Below are 22,790 nucleotides of genomic sequence, written 5' to 3' on the forward strand. Positions count from 1 at the left end.
ATAGCTATGTCTGCAAAAGATGTAATGAAGACAATCGAAGAACAGAATGTTAAGTTTATAGATTTTCGTTTTACAGATACAAAAGGTAAGGAACAACATGTAAGTGTTCCTGCACACACAATTGATGCTGAAAAACTTGGAGAAGGTCAAATGTTTGACGGCTCTTCAATTTCAGGCTGGAAAGATATTAACGAGTCTGACATGATTTTAATGCCAGATTGTGATACAGCGATTATTGATCCTTTCACTGAAGAGGTGACACTTAACATTCGATGCAATATTATTGAACCTTCAGATATGAAGGGTTATGTTAAAGATCCTCGTTCTATAGCTCATAGAGCCGAAGCCTATTTAAAAGATTCAGGCGTTGGTGATACAGCTTATTTTGGTAACGAGCCTGAGTTTTTTGTTTTTGACAGTGTCAAATGGGATACAGGTTTTGGAATGGGTACAGCTTTCTATGAGATCAGTTCGGAAGAAGCGGCTTGGTCTTCAAAGATTGATTTAGAAGGTGGTAACAAAGGTCACCGTCCTAGAGTGAAAGGGGGTTATTTTCCAGTCCCACCAGTTGATTCATTGCATGACCTTCGTTCTCAAATGTGTTTAGCAATTGAAGAAATGGGTGTCACCACAGAAGTTCATCACCATGAAGTTGGTACAGCTGGTCAATGTGAAATAGGTGCATTATTTAATACATTGGTTAAAAAAGCTGATGAAACACAAATTCTTAAATATTGTGTACACAACGTTGCTCACCTTTACGGTAAGACTGCAACGTTTATGCCAAAACCAATTGCAGTTGATAATGGTAATGGTATGCATGTTCACATGTCGATTGCGAAAGATGGTAAGAATTTATTTGATGGAGATGGATACGGAAACTTAAGTGAAACTGCTCTTTATTATATTGGTGGTATTATCAAACATGCAAGAGCATTGAATGCTTTTACAAACCCATCAACTAACTCATATAAACGTTTAGTTCCAGGGTTTGAAGCGCCAGAAATGCTTGCTTATTCTGCTAAGAACCGTTCAGCAGCAATAAGAATTCCATTTGTTACAAATCCTAAAGGAAGACGTATCGAGGTTCGCTTCCCCGACTCAACAGCAAATCCATATCTTGCTTTTGCGGCTTTATTGATGGCAGGCCTTGATGGTATCAAGAATAAGATTCATCCTGGTGAGCCAGCTGACCAAGATTTATATGAAGAGTATGATGCTTCGATACCAAAAGTAAGCTCAATGCTTCATATCGCTTTGGAAGAACTTGATAATGATCGTGAATTCCTTAAGCAGGGTGGTGTATTTACTGATGAAGTTATTGATTCATTTATTAATCTCAAAATGGAAGAGGTGACTGCTATGAGGGCATCTCCTCAGCCACTTGAATTTGATTTATATTACAGTTGTTAATTAGATCAATATCTTGAAAAAAAAGCCGCTCCTTGCGGCTTTTTTATTATCTAAAAAGCTGGTTGGTATCCGGTAAAATTTAATTTATTCAAAATTAATATAAACACAAAATGATTAAAGCAAGAAATGATTGGAAATTGGACGAAATTAAAGCCCTATTTGAGATTCCTTTTAATGATCTTCTTTTTAAAGCACATTCTATACATAGAGAGAACTTTGATCCAAATCAAGTTCAAGTGAGCTCTCTGCTTAATATTAAAACGGGCGCATGCCCCGAAGACTGTTCTTATTGCTCCCAAAGCTCAAAATATGACACAGGCCTTGAGCGAGAAAAATTAATGGAAATTGATGAGGTATTACAGCAAGCTCAAAATGCAAAGAATAAGGGGGCGACAAGATTCTGTATGGGTGCTGCTGCCTGGAGAAACCCAACAGACAAGAGTCTTGATAAAGTCATACCAATGATTCAAGGTGTAAAGGCTATGGGAATGGAGACATGTGTTACCTTAGGTATGCTATCTCCAAAACAAGCCTCCACTCTAAAAGAGGCAGGCCTTGATTACTATAATCATAATATTGACACATCAAAAGAAAACTACCCTAATGTTATTACGAGTAGAACTTTTCAAGACAGACTGGACACTCTAGCTGCGGTTAAAGATGCCAATATTAGCGTTTGTAGCGGTGGAATTCTAGGAATGGGAGAAACTGAAACGGATCGGGCTTCTATGCTTCAATCTTTAGCTAATCTTGAACAACATCCGGATAGTGTTCCAATAAATCTTCTTGTTCCTATTCCAGGAACTCCATTTGAAAATATTAAACCACCAAGTGAAAGTGAGTTTGTTCGAACAATTGCTGTAGCAAGAATTTTAATGCCTAAGTCAGTTGTTAGACTTTCAGCTGGAAGGCTCGATATGGGAGAGGGTATGCAGGCGTTATGTTTTTTTGCTGGCGCAAACTCAATCTTCTATGGTGAGCAGTTATTAACAACAGATAACCCAACGGTCGCAAATGACAAACTCCTTTTTAGCCGTCTTGGAATTAATGGAGAAGATTATCAGCAATCTGTTGCTCAGGAGTTGACACTTTAAGTGATTCTAATTTTTTAGCCATCTCATGAAGCTTGTCTTTACTGAGAGCCTCTAACTCTCTGTCGATTGCTTCGGGATTAAGATTTTCTTCTTCTAAAAGAATACCGGCTTCATTTTTAGAAAGAATCTCAGCATTAATTTTTTGATGATTGTCTATGGCATAAGGAAATGGAATGAGTATAGCTAGTGAATTGGAAGCAATCAATTCAGAAATTGTCATAGCTCCAGCTCTAGAAATTACTAAGTCTGCCCAAGCATAAGCTTCTGCCATATTTTCTATAAATGGCTCAATTTTTGCTCCATAATGCTGTGATTTTTTATACAATACTCTTACCTCTTCCAGATGATTTTCTCCAGTCTGATGCCAAATGTTTACACATGTTTTAATCTTAGGAATGGTTTGATTGATTTTTTTGGCACCCAAAGAGCCGCCCAGAACGAGTAAGTTTTTAACTGATTTAGGCCTATTTTTAGGGATTGGATTAAACAGTATTGGATTTCCAGTCGTAATTGCGCCTGCACTCTCAGGAAAAGTATCTTCAAAAGCTTGAAAGCATTTGCAAGCAAGTCTGCTCAAAAGTCTGTTTGTTGTTCCAGGAACACTGTTTTGTTCATGAATAAATAAAGGTACAAAAAACAATTTAGAAATTAAACCACCAATTCCTGAGGCATATCCTCCCATTCCAATGACAATGTTTGGCCTATACTTAATAAAAATAATAACAGTTTGAAAAAACCCACAGCCTAGAAGAAAAAAAGCTTTCAGAATAACTAGTAAATTTTTACCTCTAAGGCCACTACTGGAGACTCCATGGAATTTATAGCCGTGCCTAGGAACTAATCTACTTTCCATAGCATTCTTGCCACCAAGCCATTCTACAACTGCACCTCTCTCTTTAAGTTCTTTTGCAATAGCTAGTGCAGGAAAAATATGACCACCGGTACCACCAGCCATAATGAGAATTTTTTTAGACATAATTTATTTGTTTTGAATACTTTGTTCTATTTTCCATATCAACTCGAACAATAATCGCCAGTGAAATAATTGCAAAAATCATAGAAGTGCCTCCATAACTTAACAAAGGCAATGTAAAGCCTTTAGGAGGCAAAAGACCTAAATTCATTCCAATGTTTACTGTTATTTGCATTGCAAACCAAGTACAAATTCCAAAGACAACATAAGAGCTATATTGACGCCCTTTTTGAAGAGCAACTTTAGCAATAGAGAATCCTTTTAAGAGAATAAAAAGGAATGATAGTAAAACAAATAACATTCCCACAAAGCCTAACTCCTCCCCAATAACTGCAAAAATCATATCAGTATGCCTTTCTGGAAGAAGAGCATATTTTTGAATACCTGCGCCAATCCCAGTTCCAAACCAGTCTCCTCTTGCAATCCCAATTAAGGCTTGTTGAGTTTGGTGTACCTTAGGATCTGTACTTCCCCAAAAATCATCAACCCAAAAGGATGTCAACCGAGCCATTCGATTTGGATTAAATGCAATAAAAATACCAACAAAAATAAATAAAAGAGATGTGACAATACTTAGTTGCTTTAGATAAACCCCTGCAGCGTAAAGCATTGACATTGCAGTTAAGGATATTATCAGAGTAGCACCAAAGTCTGTTTCAAGCATTAATAGAATATCAGCTAGACCAATAATTACTAGTGTTTTTACAAAGCCCTTCCATGGTTTTCTAATGTCTTTTTCTTGGCGGATTAGAAAACCCGCCATAAAAAGTATCATGGATAGTTTCATCAGTTCTGAGGGCTGAAATTTAAAAAATACTAGGTTAATCCACCTCGTTGAACCGTTTACTGTATGACCTATGGGTGGAGGAAAAAAAACAACTGCAAGAAGAAACAAGGATAGTATAAATAAAGGAATAGAATACTTTTGAAGGACTGAAATGGGTGTATTTAGAACAATGAATCCAGCAAATAAACCAGCACAAATAAAGAAGGTTTGCTTAAAAAAATAAGAATAACTTGAAAAATATGCCAATGAGGCGGAGAAGGACATAATCCAACCAAATATTAACAAAGCCAAGATTGTGAACAATAATGACTTGTCAGGCATTTGTCTTGTTCGCATTTTCGGATTTAATCTCATAAGCAAATATATTTTATACTTTTATTTATTGAAAAGTTCTACTAGATATTGATGTGTTTAATTGTTGAGCTATTTTTGAGTCTATATGGGATAATCTTGTCTTTTTATAATTTTTATTTAAACAATGATTTCTACTGCTAACATCACCATGCAGTTTGGTGAAAAGCCTTTATTTGAGAATATTTCAGTCAAATTTCAAGCTGGTAATAGATACGGCTTAATCGGCGCAAATGGTTGTGGAAAATCAACCTTAATGAAAATATTGACTAGAGAATTAAAGCCCACTCATGGCTCTGTTTTAGTTGGAGAAGGCCAAAGACTTGGTGTTCTATCTCAGGATCAGTTTGCTTTTGAGAAGTATCGTGTTGTAGATACTGTAATCATGGGTCACAAAGAGCTATGGAAGATAAAAGAGGAAAGAGACAGGATATATGGTCTACCTGAAATGAGTGAGGAAGATGGAATAAAGGTAGCTGAATTAGAAATGGAATTTGCTGAAATGGATGGTTATTCAGCAGAATCATCAGCTAGTGAGTTACTTCTAGGTCTTGATATACCTTTAGATCAGCACTATGGGTTAATGAGTGAAATTGCTCCTGGCTGGAAGCTTCGAGTTCTTTTAGCGCAAGCTCTGTTTTCAGATCCAGAAATTCTTTTATTAGACGAGCCTACCAATAACCTTGACATAAACTCTATCAGATGGCTTGAAGGAGTTTTAAGTGCAAGAAAATCAACTATGGTTATTATTTCGCATGATCGTCATTTTTTAAATGGTGTTTGTACTCATATGGCTGACCTAGATTATGGTGCCCTAAATGTATTCCCAGGAAGTTATGATGATTTTATGGTTGCCGCAACTGCAATTCAAGAAAGGATGCGCTCCGATAATGCTAAAAAGGAAGAAAAAATTAAAGATTTAAAACATTTTGTGTCGCGATTTTCTGCGAATGCTTCTAAATCGAAGCAGGCGACATCCCGTCTTAAACAGCTAAATAAGATTGAATTAGATGATATTAAGCCTTCTTCAAGAGTTAGTCCATATATTATTTTTAATCAAAACAAAGAATTATTTAGAAATGTACTAGAAGTTCAAGGTTTGAATAAAAGCTTTGATGATGAGCAAGTTTTAAAAGATATTAATATTATGATTGAAACTGGTGAACGGGTTGCAATTATTGGACAAAATGGTATTGGAAAGAGTACTTTACTTAAAACCATATTTGGTGAAATTGAGCCCGATGGTGGAATTACAAAATGGAGTGAAAATTCAAATATTGGATATTATGCTCAAGACCATAATGAAGAATTTGAGAAGGATATGAATGTTTTAGATTGGATGACACAATTTAAAAACGAAAAAGATGATATTCAAGTTATGCGATCTGTCCTTGGAAAAATGCTTTTTGGAAAGGAAGATGTAAAAAAATCTGTCAAATCTTTGTCAGGCGGTGAAAAAGGAAGAATGATTTTTGGAAGACTTATGTTGCAAAAGCCAAATATATTGTTAATGGATGAGCCAACAAACCACTTGGATATGGAATCTATTGAGGCCCTAAATTTGGCATTGGACAATTACAAAGGGACTCTAGTATTTGTCAGTCATGACAGGGAGTTTGTTTCTTCTTTATCAACTAAAGTAATCGAGCTTAAAGATGATGGAGCTCACTACTATTCAGGAAATTATGAAGATTACTTGTTGACTCAGGTGTGAATTAAATTAATGCGTGCATAGAAATCTATTAATTACTGTATCTATTAATTGATGGTTAAATAGTTGTTAGAAATATATTAAATATAAATATACTTAAACTTATAAAAATATTTGTCAAATGTTTACAGGGATTATTCAAGCTATAGGAAGTATTCAAGAGTTTCATTCTTCTGATAATGGCGCTAATTTGAAAATTAATTCAAATACCCTTGATATAAGTGATTCTAAGATTGGAGATAGTATTGCTGTTAATGGGGTATGTTTAACAGTCACCGAAATTTCAGGTGAATGGTTTTCTGCAGATGTTTCAAACGAAACGATAAATTGCACAACTTTTTCAGATTTATCGCAAGGTGATGATGTTAATCTTGAAAAATCTCTTAGACTGAATCAAGGGATTGATGGACACTTGGTAAGTGGTCATATTGATGGAGTTGGTTTAATTCAATCCATTAATAAAGATGGAGATAGTTTTCGCTTCAAGATTTTGGTTGAGGGTGATATTATTAAATATATTGCTAAAAAAGGCTCAATATGTATCAATGGAGTAAGCCTTACTGTCAATAGCGTAAAGGATAATATTTTTGATGTTAATATAGTTCCCCATACTTTTTCAGTAACTACGCTAAGAGATCTTTCTACTGAGTCAAATGTAAATTTAGAGATTGATCTAATTGCTAGATATGTTGAAAAACTTAAAAATTACAGATAAAGATTAGACAATTATGAATGCTTCAATAAAGGAACTTATAGAAGATTATAAGCAAGGAAGAATGATAATTCTTATGGACGATGAGAATCGTGAAAATGAGGGTGATTTATTAATTGCATCTGAAAAAGTTACAAAAGAAGATATTAACTTCATGGCGACGCATGGACGAGGTTTAATTTGTCTTACTTTGACTCAGCAGCGTTGTCAACAACTAAACTTGCCTTTAATGGTGTCTCAAAATAGTGATCTTCATTCTACAAACTTTACAGTATCTATTGAGGCTGCATCAGGTGTCACTACAGGAATTTCAGCTGCAGATAGAGCTAAAACAATTTTAGATGCTGTTGCTAAAGATGCTAAGCCAATAGATATAGTTCAGCCTGGCCATGTTTTTCCTTTAATGGCCCAACAAGGTGGTGTTTTAATTCGCGCTGGCCACACTGAGGCGGGCTGTGACTTAGCTCGTTTAGCAGGATTTGAAGCTTCATCAGTGATTGTGGAAATATTAAATGATGATGGCTCAATGGCTAGAAGCGATGATTTGTATAAGTTTGGGAAAAAGCATGGTATTAAGGTAGGCCATATTGCTGATTTAATTCATTACAGAGTTGAAAATGAAAAAACAGTTGAAAGAATAAGCCAAAGGCCTTTTAAAACAAAGTATGGTCAATTTGAACTTTTTTCATATTTAGATACAATCCATAACGATATTCATATTGCTCTTGTAAAGGGAAAAATTAATGAAACAACTGAGCCATATGTCAGGGTCCATATGGAAAATATCTTTAAAGATGTTTTACAAGAAAATAATCGAGGTTTTAGTATCAATAGTGCATTAGACATGATTTCAGAGGTTGAAAATGGTGTCTTCTTACTTTTACGTAAACAAGATAATCAGGCTATCCTTGAAAATATAGATAACCAGGACTATAGAAGTAATGATGATGGAAAAACTTTTGGAATCGGTGCGCAAATTCTTTCTGACTTAGGTGTTACGAATATGAAGTCACTAGGAAAGCCAAGAAAATGGCCAGGTCTAGAGGGTTTTGGTATCACAATAACTGAGTACGTAAATATTAAGGAGAAGTAATGAAGACTATTGAGGGTGATTTATCTATTAACAATAAGAAAGTGGCTTTAGTCGCAGGTCGATTTAATTCTTTTATAGTTGAGCATTTAATTAGTGGGGCCAAAGAGGCTTTACTTAAGAGTGGAACTAAAGAGTCAGATATTGATCTTATTTATGTTCCAGGTGCTTTTGAAATCCCACTTGCCCTTAAAAAAGCCTCAAGTACTGGTAAATATGATGCCATCGTAGCTTTAGGTGCAGTAATTAGGGGCGGGACTCCTCACTTTGAATTCGTTGCCGGAGAGTGCGTAAGAGGTATATCCAAAATTTCACTAGAGAATGAAATACCAATTGCCTTTGGTGTGCTCACTGTTGACACAGTTGAGCAGGCTATAGAGCGCTCTGGAACTTCTGAAAATAAAGGCGCTGAGGCTGCAGAAAGTATTATTAGAATGATCAATTTACTAGAAAAACTGTGACTCCTAAGCAGCGTTCAAGAGCGAGAGTAGTCCAAGCTTTATATCAGTGGTTGGTTTCTGGAGATAATATTAATGACATAGAGTTGCAATTCTTAAATCAAAAAGAAGGCAAGATTTCAAAAGCTTTTTTCTCAAATTTATTATTAAATATTCCAAAAAATATAACTATTCTTGATGAAATTATTAAGCCATCACTTGATCGTGATATTGATGAACTTGGCCCAACAGAAAAGGCAATTTTATATTTAGGTGTTTATGAATTGAAGTTCCAGCCAGAGGTGCCTTACAAAGTAGTTATTAATGAAGCTGTCGAATTATCTAAACTTTATGGTGCAGATGGTTCATATAAGCTTGTTAATTCGTCACTTGATAAAATTGCCCCAGAGCTAAGATCACTAGAGATTTCTTAAATTGCTTTATTTGAATAGAGTATTTTTTTTGTAAATTTATACAAAGCGAAAAAATGAATTTTTTCAAATGGACTACTAAAAAATCTTAAGCTGGTTCTATAGTTCTTTTTTTATTCCCTCTTGAAATAAATTAAACTGATCTTGAAAAATTGATTGATTTTATCTTTTTTCATGGTAGTATTTCAGTTCGGCCATAAAAAATTTATCTATTTTTTTAACAGGTTTAACTAATATCCTGGTGAAATTTTTTTTATGAAAGAAAGGGTACAATAATGTTAATATTAATTTAGGAGAAATAATGAAAAGTATTTATAAAAAACTTGGAGCAACAATTGTCAGTGCTATGGCTACAGTCAATGTAATGGCTCTAGATGAGTTAAATGTTGCTTATTTTGAAGAGTGGCCAATGCCTTTTGAGTATGCAAAGCAAATTGGTGCATATGATGAAGCATTAGGAATGAAAGTTAACTGGAAGGCTTTTGGAACAGGTACAGCAATGTCGGCTGCAATGGCTTCTGGTGATATTCATATCTCTGTGAGTCAAGGTGTTCCTCCGTTTATCGTGGCAGCTTCAACTGGCCAAGACATTCAAATCGTTGATGTGGCAGTAAGTTATGCAGACAACGACAACTGTGTTGTAGCTTCAGGTTTAGAAATTGATGCAAGCAATGCTTCAGAATTGGCTGGTAAAAAAGTGTCAGTTCCAATTGGAACAGCTGCTCACTATGGTTTCTTAAAGCAAATGGAGCATTTTGGTGTTTCAGTCGATTCGATGCAAGTAGTTGATATGGCTCCACCAGAGGGTGCGGCTGCTTTAGCTCAAGGAAGTATTGATATGTTTTGCGGATGGGGTGGTTCACTTCGTCGTGCTCTAGATCATGGTAATGTACTTCTAACTGGTGCTGAAAAAACTGCACTAGGTATTTTAGTTTGGGACGTTACATCTGTACCAGCAGGATTTGCTGATGAAAATGCAGAAGTTCTTCAAACATTCTTAGGTGTTACTGCAGCGTCTAACGCGATGTGGAACTCAGGAGGTTTTACTTCATTGATGCTACCTCATATTGCTAAGGATGCTGGTATGGACGAAGATGCTACAGCAGAAACAATGGCTACTTTTGTATTCCCTTCAGTTGCTAACCAACTTGGTGATAACTGGCTTGGTGGTTCAGGTGCGGCTTTCCTTAAAGGTGTAGCAGATGTATTCGTTAGTAGCGGAAACATCCCAAGTGCTCGTGGTTCATATGCTAATGCTATTAATACTGATGGTTTAGAAGGATTGGCAGAACAATAAAGTACTTTGTTATTAGGCTTAATTAAAGTCTATTAATGATGTATTAGTTATACAAAAGGTGGCGCACTTTTAGTGTGCCACCTTTTTAATGATTTAAAGAATTCGGAGCTAACTTTGAAAGGTTTATCAATTGAAAATATATCGATGCGGTTTGATTTGAAGAATGGTTCTTCAGTGCAAGCACTCAAAGACGTATCTTTGGACATTGAAGCAGGACAAATTATTACTGTTCTTGGTCCCTCAGGTTGTGGAAAAACAACATTATTAAATATCGTTGCTGGTTTTCTTGCGCCGACGGAAGGAAAAGTCGTTCTTAATGGGCAAACTGTTCAAGGTCCAGGAGCCGAGCGTGGAATGGTTTTTCAACAGGGCGCTTTGTTTGAGTGGATGGATGTTCGTGCTAATGTTGCTTTTGGTCCTCGTATGAAAGGAACTCCAAAAGCAGAACAAGATGAAAAGGTTAAGCGCCTTTTAGAAATTGTTGGATTAGCTGATTTTGAAGATAAAGCTGTTTATGAGTTATCGGGCGGTATGCAACAAAGAGTCGCTTTGGCGAGATGTCTCGCAAATGATCCTGATGTCATTTTAATGGATGAACCCTTAGGCGCTCTTGACGCACTAACAAGAGAAAAAATGCAGGGTTTGGTTTTAAAACTTTGGAAGGAAACAGGAAAAACAATTTTATTAATTACTCACTCAGTTGAAGAGGCTGTCCTTTTGGGCGAAAGACTTTTGGTTCTTGCTCCAAGACCAGGAAGAATACATAAAGAATACAAGTTGCCGTTTGCTGAAATGGGAGTCAATATGGACTTGAGAGAGGTTAAAAAATCTGAAGGCTATTCTGAAACTCGAGATGAGATCCTCTCTATTATTTGGGAGATGGAAGAAGAAATTATGGGCAGGGCGGACGAAAACTAATGACTATTTTAATTATTTATATTTTAATTTTCATAGCTGCTTTTTACTTAGTAAAGATAGTCAGTTCAATGAGAGCTGTAAAAGATGATTTTACAAGTTTAAAGACTGTTACATTTGGTGACGAAAGTGCAGTATCACCCAATAGAGCTGCATCTATTATTTCAGTTATTGCAATTTTTGCAATTTGGGCTGCGTTTACTGGCTCTAAATATATTCCAGTTCATGTTCCTGGGCCATTTATTGGTGAACTTTCGTTTGAGTACACTGCAATAAATGCATTAGGACAAACTGATGATGCTGAAGTTACAGTTACAGTTTATGATGTTCAGTCTGGAGATATTCCAGATAAGCTAGAAGTTGATCCTGGCTCAGGTTTTGCTCTAAACGATACTGCCCAGATTATTACTTACAGAAGTGGTTTAGTAAAAGTCCAAAAAAATGATGTTGGCGGCAAAGAAAAAGGTTACAAAGTGATTGCTATTAATGGCCAAGAGATATCACCAAGTACTGAGCTTTTTATTGACAATGCCCGAATCTATATGACTGCAAAGGGCACCTTGAGTGTAAAACCTGAACAAGGATGGCAGATGCAGCCTGTTTGGCTTCCTGCTCCAGAAGCTGTCGGCTCAAGATTGTTAAAAGTTTATAATGAAGGTTTTAAAAACTTCACACTTTTTGAGCATCTAGGTTGGTCCTTGCTTAGGGTTGTTGTTGGCTTTGTGGCTGGAGCTATTGTTGGAATTCCTTTAGGTTACGCAATGGGACTTTCTGGATGGTTTCGTGGTTGGTTTGATCCGATAGTTGAATTTATGAGACCAGTGCCTCCATTAGCTTTAATTCCATTGGTCATCATCTGGTTTGGAATTGGTGAACAAGGAAAGATTATTTTGCTATTCCTTGCTTCGCTTTGGATAATGACAATTTCTGCTAGAGCAGGCGTATCTGGTGTAAAAATTTCTAAAATACATGCCGCATACTCCTTAGGCGCCTCTAAGTGGCAGATTATGAGATTAGTTATTGTTCCAAATAGTTTGCCAGAGATATTTACTGGCGCCCGAGTGTCTATGGGTGTCTGCTGGGGAACTGTTGTTGCGGCAGAGCTTGTTGCCGCTCAAAAGGGTGCTGGCATGATGATTATTAATGCCTCTAAGTTTCAGATGACTGATCTAGTTATTATGGGAATTGTACTCATTGGCGTAATTGGATATGCAATTGACATATTAATGCGTATTTCAGAAAATTATCTTGTCCCATGGAAAGGTAAATAGCTTTTTATAATTTCTTACTTTTTTTTACTGGAATAAATAATGTCGCAAATATTACCCAAACAAGCACAAGCTGTCATTATCGGAGGAGGAGTTGTTGGATGTTCAGTGGCCTATCACCTCGCTAAACTTGGCTATACAGATGTTGTGCTTCTAGAACGTAAAAAATTGACCTCTGGTACCACGTGGCATGCGGCGGGACTTGTTGGTCAAATGCGTTCTTCTCTCAATTTAACTCAAATGGTTAAGTATTCAGGCAATCTTTATGAAACTTTAGAGGCTGAAACTGGTATGGCAACTGGCTACAGACGGACTGGCTCTGTGAGCCTCGCTACTAATCAAGAAAGGCTTACTGAATATAAGCGAAATGCCTCGCTTGCAAAAGTGCATGGTGTAGATGTTCAAATTTTAACGACTGATGAGTTAAGAGATAAAGTCAATTTCTTTAATCTTGATGATGTAGTTGGTGGTGCGTGGATTCCAAAAGATGGAAAAGCTGATCCAGCAAATGTTGCAATGGCTTTAGCCAAAGGTGCAAAAAATAAAGGCGTTAAAATTTTTGAGGATGTAAAAGTTACTGGAATTCTTAAAGAGAATGGAAAAGCAACTGGTGTTCAAACCGAGTTTGGGGAAATTCAATCTGAAGTCGTTGTTAATTGCGGCGGAATGTGGGCTAGAGAAGTTGGAAAAATGGCTGGTGTTTCAGTTCCACTTCATGCATGTGAGCACTTTTATTTTCTAACTTCAGCAGTTCCAGGGTTAGGAGATATGCCTGTAGTAAGAGTCCCTGATGAGTCAGCATACTACAAAGAAGATGCTGGAAAAATTCTGGTTGGTTTATTTGAGCCTAATGCAAAACCTTGGGCTCAAAATGGAATCCCTGATGATTTTTGTTTTGATCAAATTCAGGATGATTTAGATCACTGTATGCCTTATCTTGAGTTAGCAATGAATAGGGTTCCAGTAATGGAAAGCCTTGGCATTGAAACTCTTTTTAATGGACCTGAAAGCTTTACTCCAGATGATAATTTCCAAATTGGAGAGTCTCCAGAGTTAGGCAACTTTTATGTAGCAGCAGGATTTAACTCAATAGGTATTCAGGCTGCTGGTGGAGCTGGAAAGTATCTTGCAGAGTGGATTATTGCAAAAGAGCCTCCTTGTGACTTATGGGATGTTGATATCAGAAGAAATCAATCCTTTCAAAGCAATAAAACTTATTTAGCCAACAGAGTAACTGAGACTCTGGGTTACCTTTATGAAAATCATTTTCCATACCACCAGTACGAGACTGCAAGAGGACTAAGAAAAACACCTCTTTATGATTTCTTTAAAGAACGAGGTGCTTGTTTTGGAGAGGTTGCAGGTTGGGAGAGGCCTAATTGGTTTGTTCCTAAAGAAATGATTGGAAAAGTTGAGCCAAAGTATGAATATTCTTGGGGCAGGCAAAATTGGTTTGAATTTCACAAGCTTGAGCAACTAGCTATTAGAGAAACGGTTGGTATGTATGAAATGTCTTCATACGCCAAAATTAGGGTTAAGGGTTCAGACGCGATGGATTTCCTTCAGCTTGTCTGTGCGAATGATGTTAATGTTGAGCCAGGTAAAATGGTTTACACACAGTGGCTAAATGACAAAGGCGGTATTGAAGCGGATGTAACTGTAACCCGATTAGAATCTGATGATTACCTTATAGTGAGCGGAACAGTGTGCCTTAATAGAGATATGCATTGGCTTCAAAAAAATATGCCGAAAGACGCTAACTGCTCATTGTTTGATTCAACAAGTTCGGAGGGGTGTATTGCAATTATGGGGCCAAATTCGAGAGATTTACTCCAATCCCTTACAGATGCTGATATGAGTAACGAAAGTTTCCCATTTGCAAATGTTCGAAATATTGAGATAGGTATGGCAAATGTAAGAGCACATAGAATTACTTATGTAGGTGAATTAGGATGGGAGCTATACTTTCCAATTGAATTTTCAAGCTATGTTGCTGAGTTAATAGATGAAAAAGGCATAGAGTTCTCTCTCAGGCAGATTGGAATGCATACGGTTGATAGCTGTAGAATTGAAAAAGCGTATAGACATTTTGGCCATGATATTACTGATGAAGACCATGTCATTAATGCAGGCCTTGGATTTGCAGTAAAGCTTGATAAAAAACCTTCTAAATATGGAAATTTTATTGGCTACGACTCAGTTCAATCAAAAAAAACTGCTGGGTATGATATGCGAGTCATGCAATTTTTATTAAATAATTCAGATCTAATGCTTTACCATAATGAGCCTATCCTAAAAAATGGGGAAATTGTCGGTCATTTAACTAGCGGAACATATAGCCATACTCTGGGAAGTGCTGTCGGTCTTGGTTATATACCCTGTAAACCTAATGAAAGCCAAGAGGATATCTTGAGCGCTGATTACTCCATCGAGGTAGAGGGTGTTATTGAGAAGTGTAAGGTTTCTCTGAAGCCAATGTATGATCCACTAAATGAGAAAATTAGAATCTAATAGTTAGTTTTGTATAAATACGCCTATTAATGTTGCTACTCCAACGATTCCAAGTGCTATCAAAGAGGAGTTTCTATAGTATTTATTCCCAGAAACATTAAAAAACCTTGTGCCTAAATATGTAGAAAAGACATAGATTGGGGCAGTTATTGCGCCTGTCAAGAGAATATTTTTTGTAAATAGGCCAAAAAAGTAAAGACTAATAATAGCGCTTATTACTAGACCAGAGGTTATAACCAAAATATTTGCACGTGTAACCTCATCACTGTCATTCTTAGATAATAGAACAGTTACATATGGTGGACCTCCCATCCCTGTTGATCCTTGCATTAATCCACTGATAAAACCTCCTAAGGTGAGAACATGACTAGTTATTGAAGATTTGATTCGCCAACCACTGCCAATCAGAATAACGAATAATATTAAGAAGGAAGACATCAAGGTTTTTATGATTTGTTCGTCTACTGAAACTAAAAAAATCATTCCAAAAGGGATACTTAACATCATGGTTATCATCATAGGAGTTATCTCCTTTAGATTAGATTTTTTAACACCAATAAAAGTCAAGTATATAGTTGCAGGGATTTCGATGACAATATTGAAAACCATCGCAAAGACTGGTGAGTAGAAATAGGATAGAATTGGGATCATTAGCAACCCTGATCCAAAACCAATGAACCCTCTTAAAAAACCAGAAAGAACAACAACTATAACAATTAAAAAATAATTATCAGGAACAAAGTTAAAGAAATCTTCCATTAAATTTAGTGAGATTTAGGAATCAAAGATTTAATTTCTTTGATGATAATATCCATACCCTTGTTTATCTTGTTTGTATCTATAGCGGAATACCCAAGGTGTAAAAAGTTTGAAGGAGGGTTTTTCTCATTAAATAGTGTATTTCCAGATCTTACTGAAACACCTTTTTTTAATAGTCTCTTGCAAAGTATATCGCTATCAACTGATTCAGGAATTTCAACCCAAAAAGTTGAGCCTCCAAGAGTTGGTGCACAAGACAATAGTGGCTCTTGATGAATTTTTTCATTAATTAGCCCCCATCGTTCTTTATTTGTTTTTTGTATTTTGGTAAACATATTATGGTAATGACCTAATCCAATAAATAGAGCAACAGACCTTTGATTATTTGCAGGTATGTGTCTTATCATGAGACGCCTTAGAGCTTTAGCCTCTTTTATGAAGCTCTCTGGTGCTACCATATATCCAAGCCTTAGGCCTGGCGCAAATGCTTTAGAGAAGCTGCCAACATAGATGACATTATTATCTTTATCAAGACTTTTTAATGAAGGATGAGGTTTTTTTTGAAAGTTAATTTCAGCTTCATAATCATCCTCAATAATAACCATTTGATTTTCTTTGGCAATTGATAGAAGTTCATTTCGTCTGTCCATGCTCATAGTGACACCGGTTGGATATTGATGACTTGGAGTGGTAAAAATAATATCAGTTTTAGGGTCGATATCTTTGATGACAATTCCATCCTTATCAATACTAATTGGGAAAATATTGTCAGTTTTTGAGCTAAATATATTTCTGACATCTGGATATCCTGGGTTTTCCATACCCACAACAGTGCCTTGCTTGGTAAGTAAGCTGGCGATTATATATATCGCATTCTGACTTCCTGATGTAATTAGAATTTGATCTTTATTTGCCCAAATACCTCTCTTTGGAAGTACCTTAGATTGAATCTGTTTAATTAAAGAGGGGTCATCATTATCGACATGATCTATATTCCATTTTTGAATTTCAGGAAGTGTCGATGAATGCCTGACTACTTCTCTCCATTCATAGTAAGGAATTAGGCTTTTATCAATTTGACCAATAGTAAATGAATAGGGCAGATTTTGCCAGTTCTCTGGATTATGAATATTTGTTTGGGTCGATGGTTTTTTTGTGATTAACTTATCATGCCATATAGGTGATTCAACATTACTTGACTGTTCGCTGTCATTTGAATTGTAGCTCTCATAAAACTGCTCATTTACATAATACCCTCTCCTTTCTTGAGGAGTAATATAGCCATCAAACTCTAACTCTTTGTAGGCAGCAATGACTGTATTTCTAGCAACTTTAAGAGCACTTGCTAGATTTCTGGATGATGGGAGGGGTTCATTTGGACCAATTAAACCATTTGTAATTGCATCAATCAACTGCTGGCGAATTTGAAGTTGAAGGGTCCGAGGCTTGTCATGCCTAAGAGAAAAAAACTGGTTCCACATTTCATCCATTATTCTGGCCTATTAATTGTAAGTTTCCTGGTTCTATATATATATTAAATCAGGACCAGTTATATTTTACAATTCGTTTCTTGAAAAATGCACTGAATTTGAACGAGGAGGGAGTATGTCAAATACTACAGTTGTAGATAATGCTAAAGATCACGTCTGGCACCATTTAACCCAACATAAAGCTTTTGAAGAGAACGATCCTTTAGTGATGACTGAAGCAAAAGGTATGATCATAACAGATTCTAAGGGTGATGAATATCTAGACGCCACCTCTGGAGGTGTTTGGACCGTTAACCTCGGCTATGGAAGAGATGACATGGTTAAGACAGTCTCGGATCAACTTTCAAAAATACCATACTTTGCTGGTGCCTTTGGAAATGAGCCAGCGTCTCATTATGCTCAAGAAATAACATCTCTTATGCCTGGAATGAATCGTGTTTATTATTCAAACTCAGGCTCTGAGGCGAATGAAAAGGGTTACAAAATGGTCCGTCAGTTAGCACATTTTGATAATGATGGAAAAAAACATAAAATTATTTTTCGTGATCGTGACTATCATGGCACCACTATTGGGGCTATGAGTTCATCGGCTCAAATTCAAAGAAAGAAACAGTATGGGCCTTTTGCGCCAGGTTTTGTAGAAATGCCTAATTGTTGTTGCTATCGTTGTCCGTTTGGTAAAAAGTATGGGGAATGCAATATTGAATGTGCAACAGTTCTTGAAGATATTATTTTGAAAGAAGACCCTGATACTGTTGGTTCAGTTGTGCTTGAGCCTATTACTGCTGGTGGCGGCGTGATTCCTCCAGTTCCAGAGTATTTCCCAATTATTCAGTCGATCTGTAAAAAATATGACGTTTTGCTTCACATTGATGAGGTAGTTTGCGGACTTGGTAGAACGGGAAAATGGTTTGGTTATCAGCACTTTGATGTGCAGCCTGACATTGTCACAACTGCAAAAGGTTTGGCGGCGGGTTATGCTGCAATATCTGTAACTATTACATCTGAGGAAATTTTTCAAAGATTTAAGCAAGATCATACTAATCCGGATAGTTACTTTAGAGATATTTCTACTTTCGGTGGCTGTACTGCTGGTCCAGCAGCAGCGCTTGAGGTGGTGAATATTATCAAAAAAGAAAATCTCCTTGAAAACGTAACAAACATGGGTAACTATCTTAAGGATAAGTTGAACGCTCTTCAAGATAAGTATGAAATTATTGGAGATGTTAGAGGAAAAGGATTGTTTTGTGGTGTTGAGCTAGTCAAAGATAGGCAAACTAAAGAGCCAGTTCATGAAAGCGTTGCAATGGCTATTGCGGGGCATTGTTTAAAAAATAAAGTAATGATTGGAAGAACCAATCGTAGTTTTGAATTTAATAACAATGTACTGCTTTTTAGCCCTTCTTTCATATGTTCTAAAAATGAAATTGATCTAATTGTAAATGCTGTTGATAATGCAATTTCAGCAAATACATAAATAACTTTATAAATAAATTTATAGGAGAATTACTATGATTATTGGTGTTCCAAAAGAAATTAAAAACCATGAGTACAGAGTAGGATTAACGCCTAGAAGTGTTAAGGAGTTTATTAATCATGGCCACAAAGTTTTAGTTCAAACCAATGCAGGTGTTGGAATTGGTGCAAGCGATGATGAATATTTAGATACTGGGGCTGAAATCATATCTACTGCGAAGGAAGTTTTTGATAAAGCGGAAATGATTGTAAAGGTAAAAGAGCCACAAGCAGAAGAAATTGCAATGCTTAGAGAAGGTCAAATTCTATACACTTATCTTCATCTTGCTCCAGATCCAGAGCAAACTAAGGGTTTGGTAGAAAGTGGTGCAATTTGTATAGCCTATGAAACAGTCACATCTCCAAGAGGGGGCCTTCCATTATTAGCGCCGATGTCAAAGGTTGCTGGAAGAATGGCAGTCCAAGCTGGCGCCCACTTTTTAGAGCATCCAAATGGTGGCATGGGTGCACTACTTGGTGGTGTTCCAGGGGTTGATCCACTTAATGTTGTGATACTAGGTGGTGGTGTTGTTGGTGCACACGCAGCCCATATGGCTGTTGGAATGGGAGCTGATGTTTGGGTACTGGACAACAATCCTGATACTCTGGAGCAGCATTGGCAGCAGTTTGGAAGAAGCACAAATACTGTCTTCTCTACAAAAAGCTCAGTTGAAGAGTATGTGCTTCAGGCAGACCTGGTTATTGGTGGTGTTTTAATCCCAGGTGCTGAGGCACCAAAATTAGTTTCTAAAGAGATGATTAAGGCAATGAAGCCTGGATCTGTGATTGTTGATGTTGCAATTGACCAAGGTGGTTGCTTTGAAACTTCGAAAGCAACAACACATGCTGAGCCAACTTATATTATTGATGATGTGGTTCATTATTGTGTGGCAAATATGCCTGGAGGCGTTCCAAAGACATCTACTTATGCCCTGAACAATGTAACATTGCCGTTTGGGCTGAGTATTGCAAATAAAGGTGTTAAGCAAGCTTTATTAGATGATGAACATTTGAGAGCAGGATTGAATGTCCACAGCGGACAAGTAACCTGTCTTGAGGTGGCTCAAGATTTGGGATATGATTATGTCCCAGCGCTTGATATGCTCAATAAATAAATAATATAAATAGGAGAGAAAGAAATGGCAAAGATGACCTCAAGTGAGGCTTTCGTTGAAACAATGGTCGCTAATGATGTAACTGATATCTTCGGCATCATGGGCTCAGCTTTTATGGATGCAATGGATATTTTTGAACCAGCAGGTATCAGATTTATTCCAGTAGTTCATGAACAAGGCGCTGCGCATATGGCAGATGGGTACTCAAGAGTTAGTGGTAGACATGGTGTAGTGATTGGTCAGAATGGTCCTGGTATCTCCAACTGCGTAACAGCTATTGCTGCTGCTTACTGGGCTCATAGTCCTGTTGTTATTGTGACTCCTGAAGCTGGAACTATGGGTATGGGCCTTGGAGGCTTTCAAGAAGCTAATCAGCTTCCTATGTTCCAAGAGTTTACTAAGTACCAAGGTCATGTTGTTAATCCGATGAGGATGGCTGAATTTACGGGTCGTTGCTTTGATAGAGCTATGAGCGAAATGGCTCCTACTCAGCTAAACATTCCAAGAGATTACTTTTATGCAGATGGTGAGTTTACAATTCCTACTCCAAGAAGAATTGATAGAGGATCTGGAGGCGAGGATACTTTAAACGAAGCTGTTGCTTTAATTGCAAAGGCTAAGTTTCCAGTTATTGTTTCAGGTGGTGGTGTTGTTATGGCGGATGGCGTTCAGGAATGTGCTGCATTAGCAGAACGTCTTGGTGCACCGGTCGTTAATAGTTATCTTCACAATGATTCTTTCCCCGCGAGTCACGATTTATGGTGTGGTCCACTAGGTTATCAAGGCTCAAAAGCAGCTATGAAGTTAATCTCAAAAGCAGACGTGGTTATTGCTCTAGGGACTCGCCTTGGTCCTTTTGGTACGCTACCTCAGCACGGGATGGATTATTGGCCTAAAGATGCTCAAATTATTCAAATTGATGCTGATCACAAAATGTTAGGTTTAGTAAAACCTATCAATGTTGGTATCTGTGGTGATGCAAAAGCTGTAGCTGAAGTTCTATGTCAAAAACTAAAATTAGAAACGTTGAGCTGTGATTCAACTAAGTCTGAAAGAGCCTCAACAATTGCTGAGGAAAAATCAGCTTGGGAGCTCGAGCTTGATGAGTGGATTCATGAAACTGACTCTTATAGTATGGATATGATTGCTAACAAAGAAGAAGGATGGCTTCATCCAAGACAAGTCCTACGCGAACTTGAAAAAGCTATGCCTGAGGATGTCATGGTCTCTACTGATATTGGAAATATCAATTCTGTAGCAAACAGCTACCTTAGATTTGAAAAGCCACGTAGTTTTTTTGCAGCGATGAGTTTTGGAAACTGTGGTTATGCCTTTCCAACAATTATTGGAGCCAAAGCAGCCGCTCAACACAGGCCCGCTGTTTCTTATGCAGGTGATGGTGCTTGGGCAATGAGCATGGTTGAAACTATGACTTGTGTGCGTCATGACATTCCAGTGACTGCAGTTGTTTTTCATAATCGTCATTGGGGCGCTGAAAAGAAAAATCAAGTAGATTTTTATGACAGACGTTTTATTGCTGCTGAGCTTACTGATCAGCACTTTGTTAATATTGCAGAATCAATGGGTGCTGAAGGAATACGAGTTGATAAACTTGAAGATGTAGGTCCAGCTCTTAAAAAAGCGATAGATATGCAAATGAATGAAAGAAAGACAACAATAATTGAAATTATGTGCTCAAGGGAGCTTGGAGATCCGTTCAGAAAAGACGCATTAAGCAAGCCAGTTAGATTCCTTGACAAGTATAAAGATTTTGGTGAAAAATCTCCTCATCGATAAGTCTTAACTATCAATCCCTCAGAGTGGTATATTATTGCGCTCTGAGGGAATAAATTTTTTTACAATGAATGAAAATTCGATAACACCATCTGATGTTTTAGATTATTGGTTTTCAGAAAAAAGCAAACAATTCTGGTTTGCTTCAACCCCCCAAGTAGACAACGAAATCAAAGTACGTTTTGAAAGCGTTTGGGAAAAAGCAGCGGAAGGAGAATATAGTCAGTGGAGAGAAACAGCTGATGGCTCTGTTGCTCTTATAGTAATTTTGGATCAGCTACCTCTAAACATGTTCAGATCAGATCCAAAAGGCTTTCAAACAGAGAGTATGGCAGTTGAAGTAGCTTTAAATGCAATCAATAATGGGTTTGATGAGGAGCTCAATGATGAAAAGCTATTATTTCTGTTTATGCCATTGATGCATAGTGAAAATATTGATCATCAAAATTTACAAGTTTATTTGTTTGATAAGTACAACTTTAACCTTGAGTTTTCAAAGCATCACAGAGATCTCGTTAAAAAATTTGGTCGCTTCCCACATAGAAATGAAATTTTAGGGCGCATGAGTACCATGGAGGAGCTTGACTATCTTCTCTCTGATAACGCATTTAAAGGTTAGGACTTAGTATTTATTTAACAGAAAGTATTGCGTCAATCCCTGCTTGAGAAACCACTATATCTTGGTCAGAGCTGCCAGAACTGCAACCAATCCCACCAACAATCTGACCATCAACAAAAAGAGGCAGGCCACCACCAACTACACAAAAACGACCTTGATGTGAGGTTTGAATGCCAAATGCTGGCCCATGATTAATAACAGATTTACCATAATCTAAGGTCGCCTTTCTAGCTGCCGCTGCAGTAAATGCCTTATCGATAGAAACATTAATGCTTGTAATTTTTGCATTATCCATTCTTGTAAATAACATGAGGTGGCCACCATCGTCCACAATAGCGATATCCATGTCTATACCTAGTTCAATTGCTTTATTAATCGCACCGTCCATCATTTTCTTTGTGTCTTCAAGTGTAAGTTTTAGTACTTGTTTCATAATATAACTCGCAGAGCAGCTACTTTATTTCGCTGCAACCTCTGTTTAACTTGCTCATAGATAATATGACACATA

The 22,790-nt window shown here is 37.0% G+C and carries 20 protein-coding genes; 15 read left to right on the forward strand and 5 right to left on the reverse strand.

Translation table 11 applies throughout. From position 1 onward, the window contains the following. Positions 1-6 precede the first annotated feature (6 nt). Both glnA and bioB read left to right on the forward strand, forming a co-directional pair. Positions 7-1,413 carry a type I glutamate--ammonia ligase gene (gene glnA / locus W908_RS03985; RefSeq protein ID WP_020024396.1) on the forward strand — a complete coding sequence of 469 codons (1,407 nt, stop codon included), beginning with the start codon at positions 7-9 and terminating at the stop codon, positions 1,411-1,413. A 110-nt stretch (positions 1,414-1,523) separates the two neighbouring features. Next, positions 1,524-2,507 (forward strand): biotin synthase BioB, encoded by a 984-nt coding sequence (gene bioB / locus W908_RS03990; RefSeq protein WP_053820023.1) that lies wholly within the window; start codon positions 1,524-1,526, stop codon positions 2,505-2,507. Here the strand turns inward: bioB and murG are convergent. Together murG and ftsW are read right to left on the reverse strand one after the other, a co-directional pair. Beyond that, positions 2,458-3,483 (reverse strand): undecaprenyldiphospho-muramoylpentapeptide beta-N-acetylglucosaminyltransferase, encoded by a 1,026-nt coding sequence (gene murG / locus W908_RS03995; RefSeq protein WP_053820024.1) that lies wholly within the window; start codon positions 3,481-3,483, stop codon positions 2,458-2,460. The genes bioB and murG overlap by 50 nt on opposite strands. Next, the gene (ftsW, locus tag W908_RS04000) at positions 3,476-4,603 is read right to left on the reverse strand and encodes a putative lipid II flippase FtsW (RefSeq protein WP_082345009.1); all 1,128 of its coding nucleotides are present in this window, start codon (positions 4,601-4,603) and stop codon (positions 3,476-3,478) included. The genes murG and ftsW overlap by 8 nt, the downstream gene beginning before the upstream one ends. A 142-nt stretch (positions 4,604-4,745) precedes the next feature. Between ftsW and W908_RS04005 the strand changes: the two genes are divergently transcribed. From W908_RS04005 to W908_RS04045, 9 genes are all read left to right on the forward strand, one after another. Beyond that, entirely contained in the window at positions 4,746-6,332 is a 1,587-nt protein-coding gene (locus W908_RS04005) for an ABC-F family ATPase (protein ID WP_053820026.1), read from the forward strand. 118 nt (positions 6,333-6,450) lie between these two features. After that, positions 6,451-7,044 carry a riboflavin synthase gene (locus W908_RS04010; RefSeq protein WP_053820027.1) on the forward strand — a complete coding sequence of 198 codons (594 nt, stop codon included), beginning with the start codon at positions 6,451-6,453 and terminating at the stop codon, positions 7,042-7,044. Positions 7,045-7,057: 13 nt separating this feature from the next. Beyond that, entirely contained in the window at positions 7,058-8,134 is a 1,077-nt protein-coding gene (gene ribB, locus W908_RS04015) for a 3,4-dihydroxy-2-butanone-4-phosphate synthase (RefSeq protein ID WP_053820028.1), read from the forward strand. Beyond that, on the forward strand, positions 8,134-8,592 hold the full coding sequence (gene ribH / locus W908_RS04020) for a 6,7-dimethyl-8-ribityllumazine synthase (protein ID WP_020024403.1): 459 nt from the start codon (positions 8,134-8,136) through the stop codon (positions 8,590-8,592). Before ribB ends, ribH begins: the two co-directional genes overlap by 1 nt. Continuing rightward, positions 8,589-9,002 carry a transcription antitermination factor NusB gene (gene nusB / locus W908_RS04025; protein WP_053820029.1) on the forward strand — a complete coding sequence of 138 codons (414 nt, stop codon included), beginning with the start codon at positions 8,589-8,591 and terminating at the stop codon, positions 9,000-9,002. Before ribH ends, nusB begins: the two co-directional genes overlap by 4 nt. A 298-nt stretch (positions 9,003-9,300) precedes the next feature. Continuing rightward, on the forward strand, positions 9,301-10,296 hold the full coding sequence (locus W908_RS04030) for a taurine ABC transporter substrate-binding protein (protein WP_053820030.1): 996 nt from the start codon (positions 9,301-9,303) through the stop codon (positions 10,294-10,296). A gap of 114 nt (positions 10,297-10,410) precedes the next feature. Beyond that, a complete protein-coding gene (locus tag W908_RS04035; protein ID WP_020025396.1) occupies positions 10,411-11,214 on the forward strand; it encodes an ABC transporter ATP-binding protein in 804 nt (267 codons plus the stop codon). Then, positions 11,214-12,482: an ABC transporter permease gene (locus tag W908_RS04040; protein ID WP_053820031.1), complete on the forward strand. Its 1,269-nt coding sequence runs from the start codon at positions 11,214-11,216 to the stop codon at positions 12,480-12,482. Before W908_RS04035 ends, W908_RS04040 begins: the two co-directional genes overlap by 1 nt. 39 nt (positions 12,483-12,521) lie before the next feature. Beyond that, complete coding sequence (locus W908_RS04045; protein WP_053820032.1) at positions 12,522-14,990, forward strand: GcvT family protein; 2,469 nt, start codon at positions 12,522-12,524, stop codon at positions 14,988-14,990. Positions 14,991-14,993: 3 nt separating this feature from the next. Here W908_RS04045 and W908_RS04050 read toward each other — a convergent pair whose 3' ends face one another. Continuing rightward, positions 14,994-15,749, reverse strand: coding sequence for a sulfite exporter TauE/SafE family protein (locus W908_RS04050; protein ID WP_053820033.1), 756 nt, complete (start codon positions 15,747-15,749; stop codon positions 14,994-14,996). A 5-nt stretch (positions 15,750-15,754) separates the two neighbouring features. After that, positions 15,755-17,239, reverse strand: a complete 1,485-nt coding sequence (pdxR, locus tag W908_RS04055) for a MocR-like pyridoxine biosynthesis transcription factor PdxR (protein WP_053820034.1) — start codon at positions 17,237-17,239, stop codon at positions 15,755-15,757. Between the two features lie 115 nt (positions 17,240-17,354). Here pdxR and W908_RS04060 point away from each other — a divergent pair, with 115 nt between their 5' ends. The 4 genes from W908_RS04060 (at position 17,355) to W908_RS04075 (ending at position 22,282) form a co-directional block, all read left to right on the forward strand. Further along, entirely contained in the window at positions 17,355-18,716 is a 1,362-nt protein-coding gene (locus W908_RS04060; protein ID WP_053820035.1) for an aminotransferase family protein, read from the forward strand. A 34-nt stretch (positions 18,717-18,750) separates the two neighbouring features. Then, positions 18,751-19,869, forward strand: coding sequence for an alanine dehydrogenase (gene ald / locus W908_RS04065; protein ID WP_020025402.1), 1,119 nt, complete (start codon positions 18,751-18,753; stop codon positions 19,867-19,869). Between the two features lie 24 nt (positions 19,870-19,893). Further along, positions 19,894-21,666, forward strand: a complete 1,773-nt coding sequence (gene xsc, locus W908_RS04070; RefSeq protein WP_082345010.1) for a sulfoacetaldehyde acetyltransferase — start codon at positions 19,894-19,896, stop codon at positions 21,664-21,666. A gap of 64 nt (positions 21,667-21,730) precedes the next feature. Next, positions 21,731-22,282: a DUF924 family protein gene (locus W908_RS04075; protein ID WP_053820036.1), complete on the forward strand. Its 552-nt coding sequence runs from the start codon at positions 21,731-21,733 to the stop codon at positions 22,280-22,282. Positions 22,283-22,292: 10 nt separating this feature from the next. Here W908_RS04075 and W908_RS04080 read toward each other — a convergent pair whose 3' ends face one another. After that, positions 22,293-22,715 carry a GlcG/HbpS family heme-binding protein gene (locus W908_RS04080; RefSeq protein WP_020025405.1) on the reverse strand — a complete coding sequence of 141 codons (423 nt, stop codon included), beginning with the start codon at positions 22,713-22,715 and terminating at the stop codon, positions 22,293-22,295. Positions 22,716-22,790: the final 75 nt, after the last annotated feature.

Origin of the sequence: Candidatus Pseudothioglobus singularis PS1, from assembly GCF_001281385.1 — a bacterium.
Taxonomy (GTDB): Bacteria; Pseudomonadota; Gammaproteobacteria; order PS1; family Pseudothioglobaceae; genus Pseudothioglobus; species Pseudothioglobus singularis.

Coding starts and splice junctions, on each gene's coding strand:
- glnA (WP_020024396.1), top strand. CDS start 7: ATGTCTGCAAAAGATGTAATGAAGACAATCGAAGAACAGAATGTTAAG.
- bioB (WP_053820023.1), top strand. CDS start 1,524: ATGATTAAAGCAAGAAATGATTGGAAATTGGACGAAATTAAAGCCCTA.
- murG (WP_053820024.1), bottom strand. CDS start 3,483: ATGTCTAAAAAAATTCTCATTATGGCTGGTGGTACCGGTGGTCATATT.
- ftsW (WP_082345009.1), bottom strand. CDS start 4,603: ATGCGAACAAGACAAATGCCTGACAAGTCATTATTGTTCACAATCTTG.
- W908_RS04005 (WP_053820026.1), top strand. CDS start 4,746: ATGATTTCTACTGCTAACATCACCATGCAGTTTGGTGAAAAGCCTTTA.
- W908_RS04010 (WP_053820027.1), top strand. CDS start 6,451: ATGTTTACAGGGATTATTCAAGCTATAGGAAGTATTCAAGAGTTTCAT.
- ribB (WP_053820028.1), top strand. CDS start 7,058: ATGAATGCTTCAATAAAGGAACTTATAGAAGATTATAAGCAAGGAAGA.
- ribH (WP_020024403.1), top strand. CDS start 8,134: ATGAAGACTATTGAGGGTGATTTATCTATTAACAATAAGAAAGTGGCT.
- W908_RS04030 (WP_053820030.1), top strand. CDS start 9,301: ATGAAAAGTATTTATAAAAAACTTGGAGCAACAATTGTCAGTGCTATG.
- W908_RS04040 (WP_053820031.1), top strand. CDS start 11,214: ATGACTATTTTAATTATTTATATTTTAATTTTCATAGCTGCTTTTTAC.
- W908_RS04045 (WP_053820032.1), top strand. CDS start 12,522: ATGTCGCAAATATTACCCAAACAAGCACAAGCTGTCATTATCGGAGGA.
- W908_RS04050 (WP_053820033.1), bottom strand. CDS start 15,749: ATGGAAGATTTCTTTAACTTTGTTCCTGATAATTATTTTTTAATTGTT.
- pdxR (WP_053820034.1), bottom strand. CDS start 17,239: ATGGATGAAATGTGGAACCAGTTTTTTTCTCTTAGGCATGACAAGCCT.
- W908_RS04060 (WP_053820035.1), top strand. CDS start 17,355: ATGTCAAATACTACAGTTGTAGATAATGCTAAAGATCACGTCTGGCAC.
- ald (WP_020025402.1), top strand. CDS start 18,751: ATGATTATTGGTGTTCCAAAAGAAATTAAAAACCATGAGTACAGAGTA.
- xsc (WP_082345010.1), top strand. CDS start 19,894: ATGGCAAAGATGACCTCAAGTGAGGCTTTCGTTGAAACAATGGTCGCT.
- W908_RS04075 (WP_053820036.1), top strand. CDS start 21,731: ATGAATGAAAATTCGATAACACCATCTGATGTTTTAGATTATTGGTTT.
- W908_RS04080 (WP_020025405.1), bottom strand. CDS start 22,715: ATGAAACAAGTACTAAAACTTACACTTGAAGACACAAAGAAAATGATG.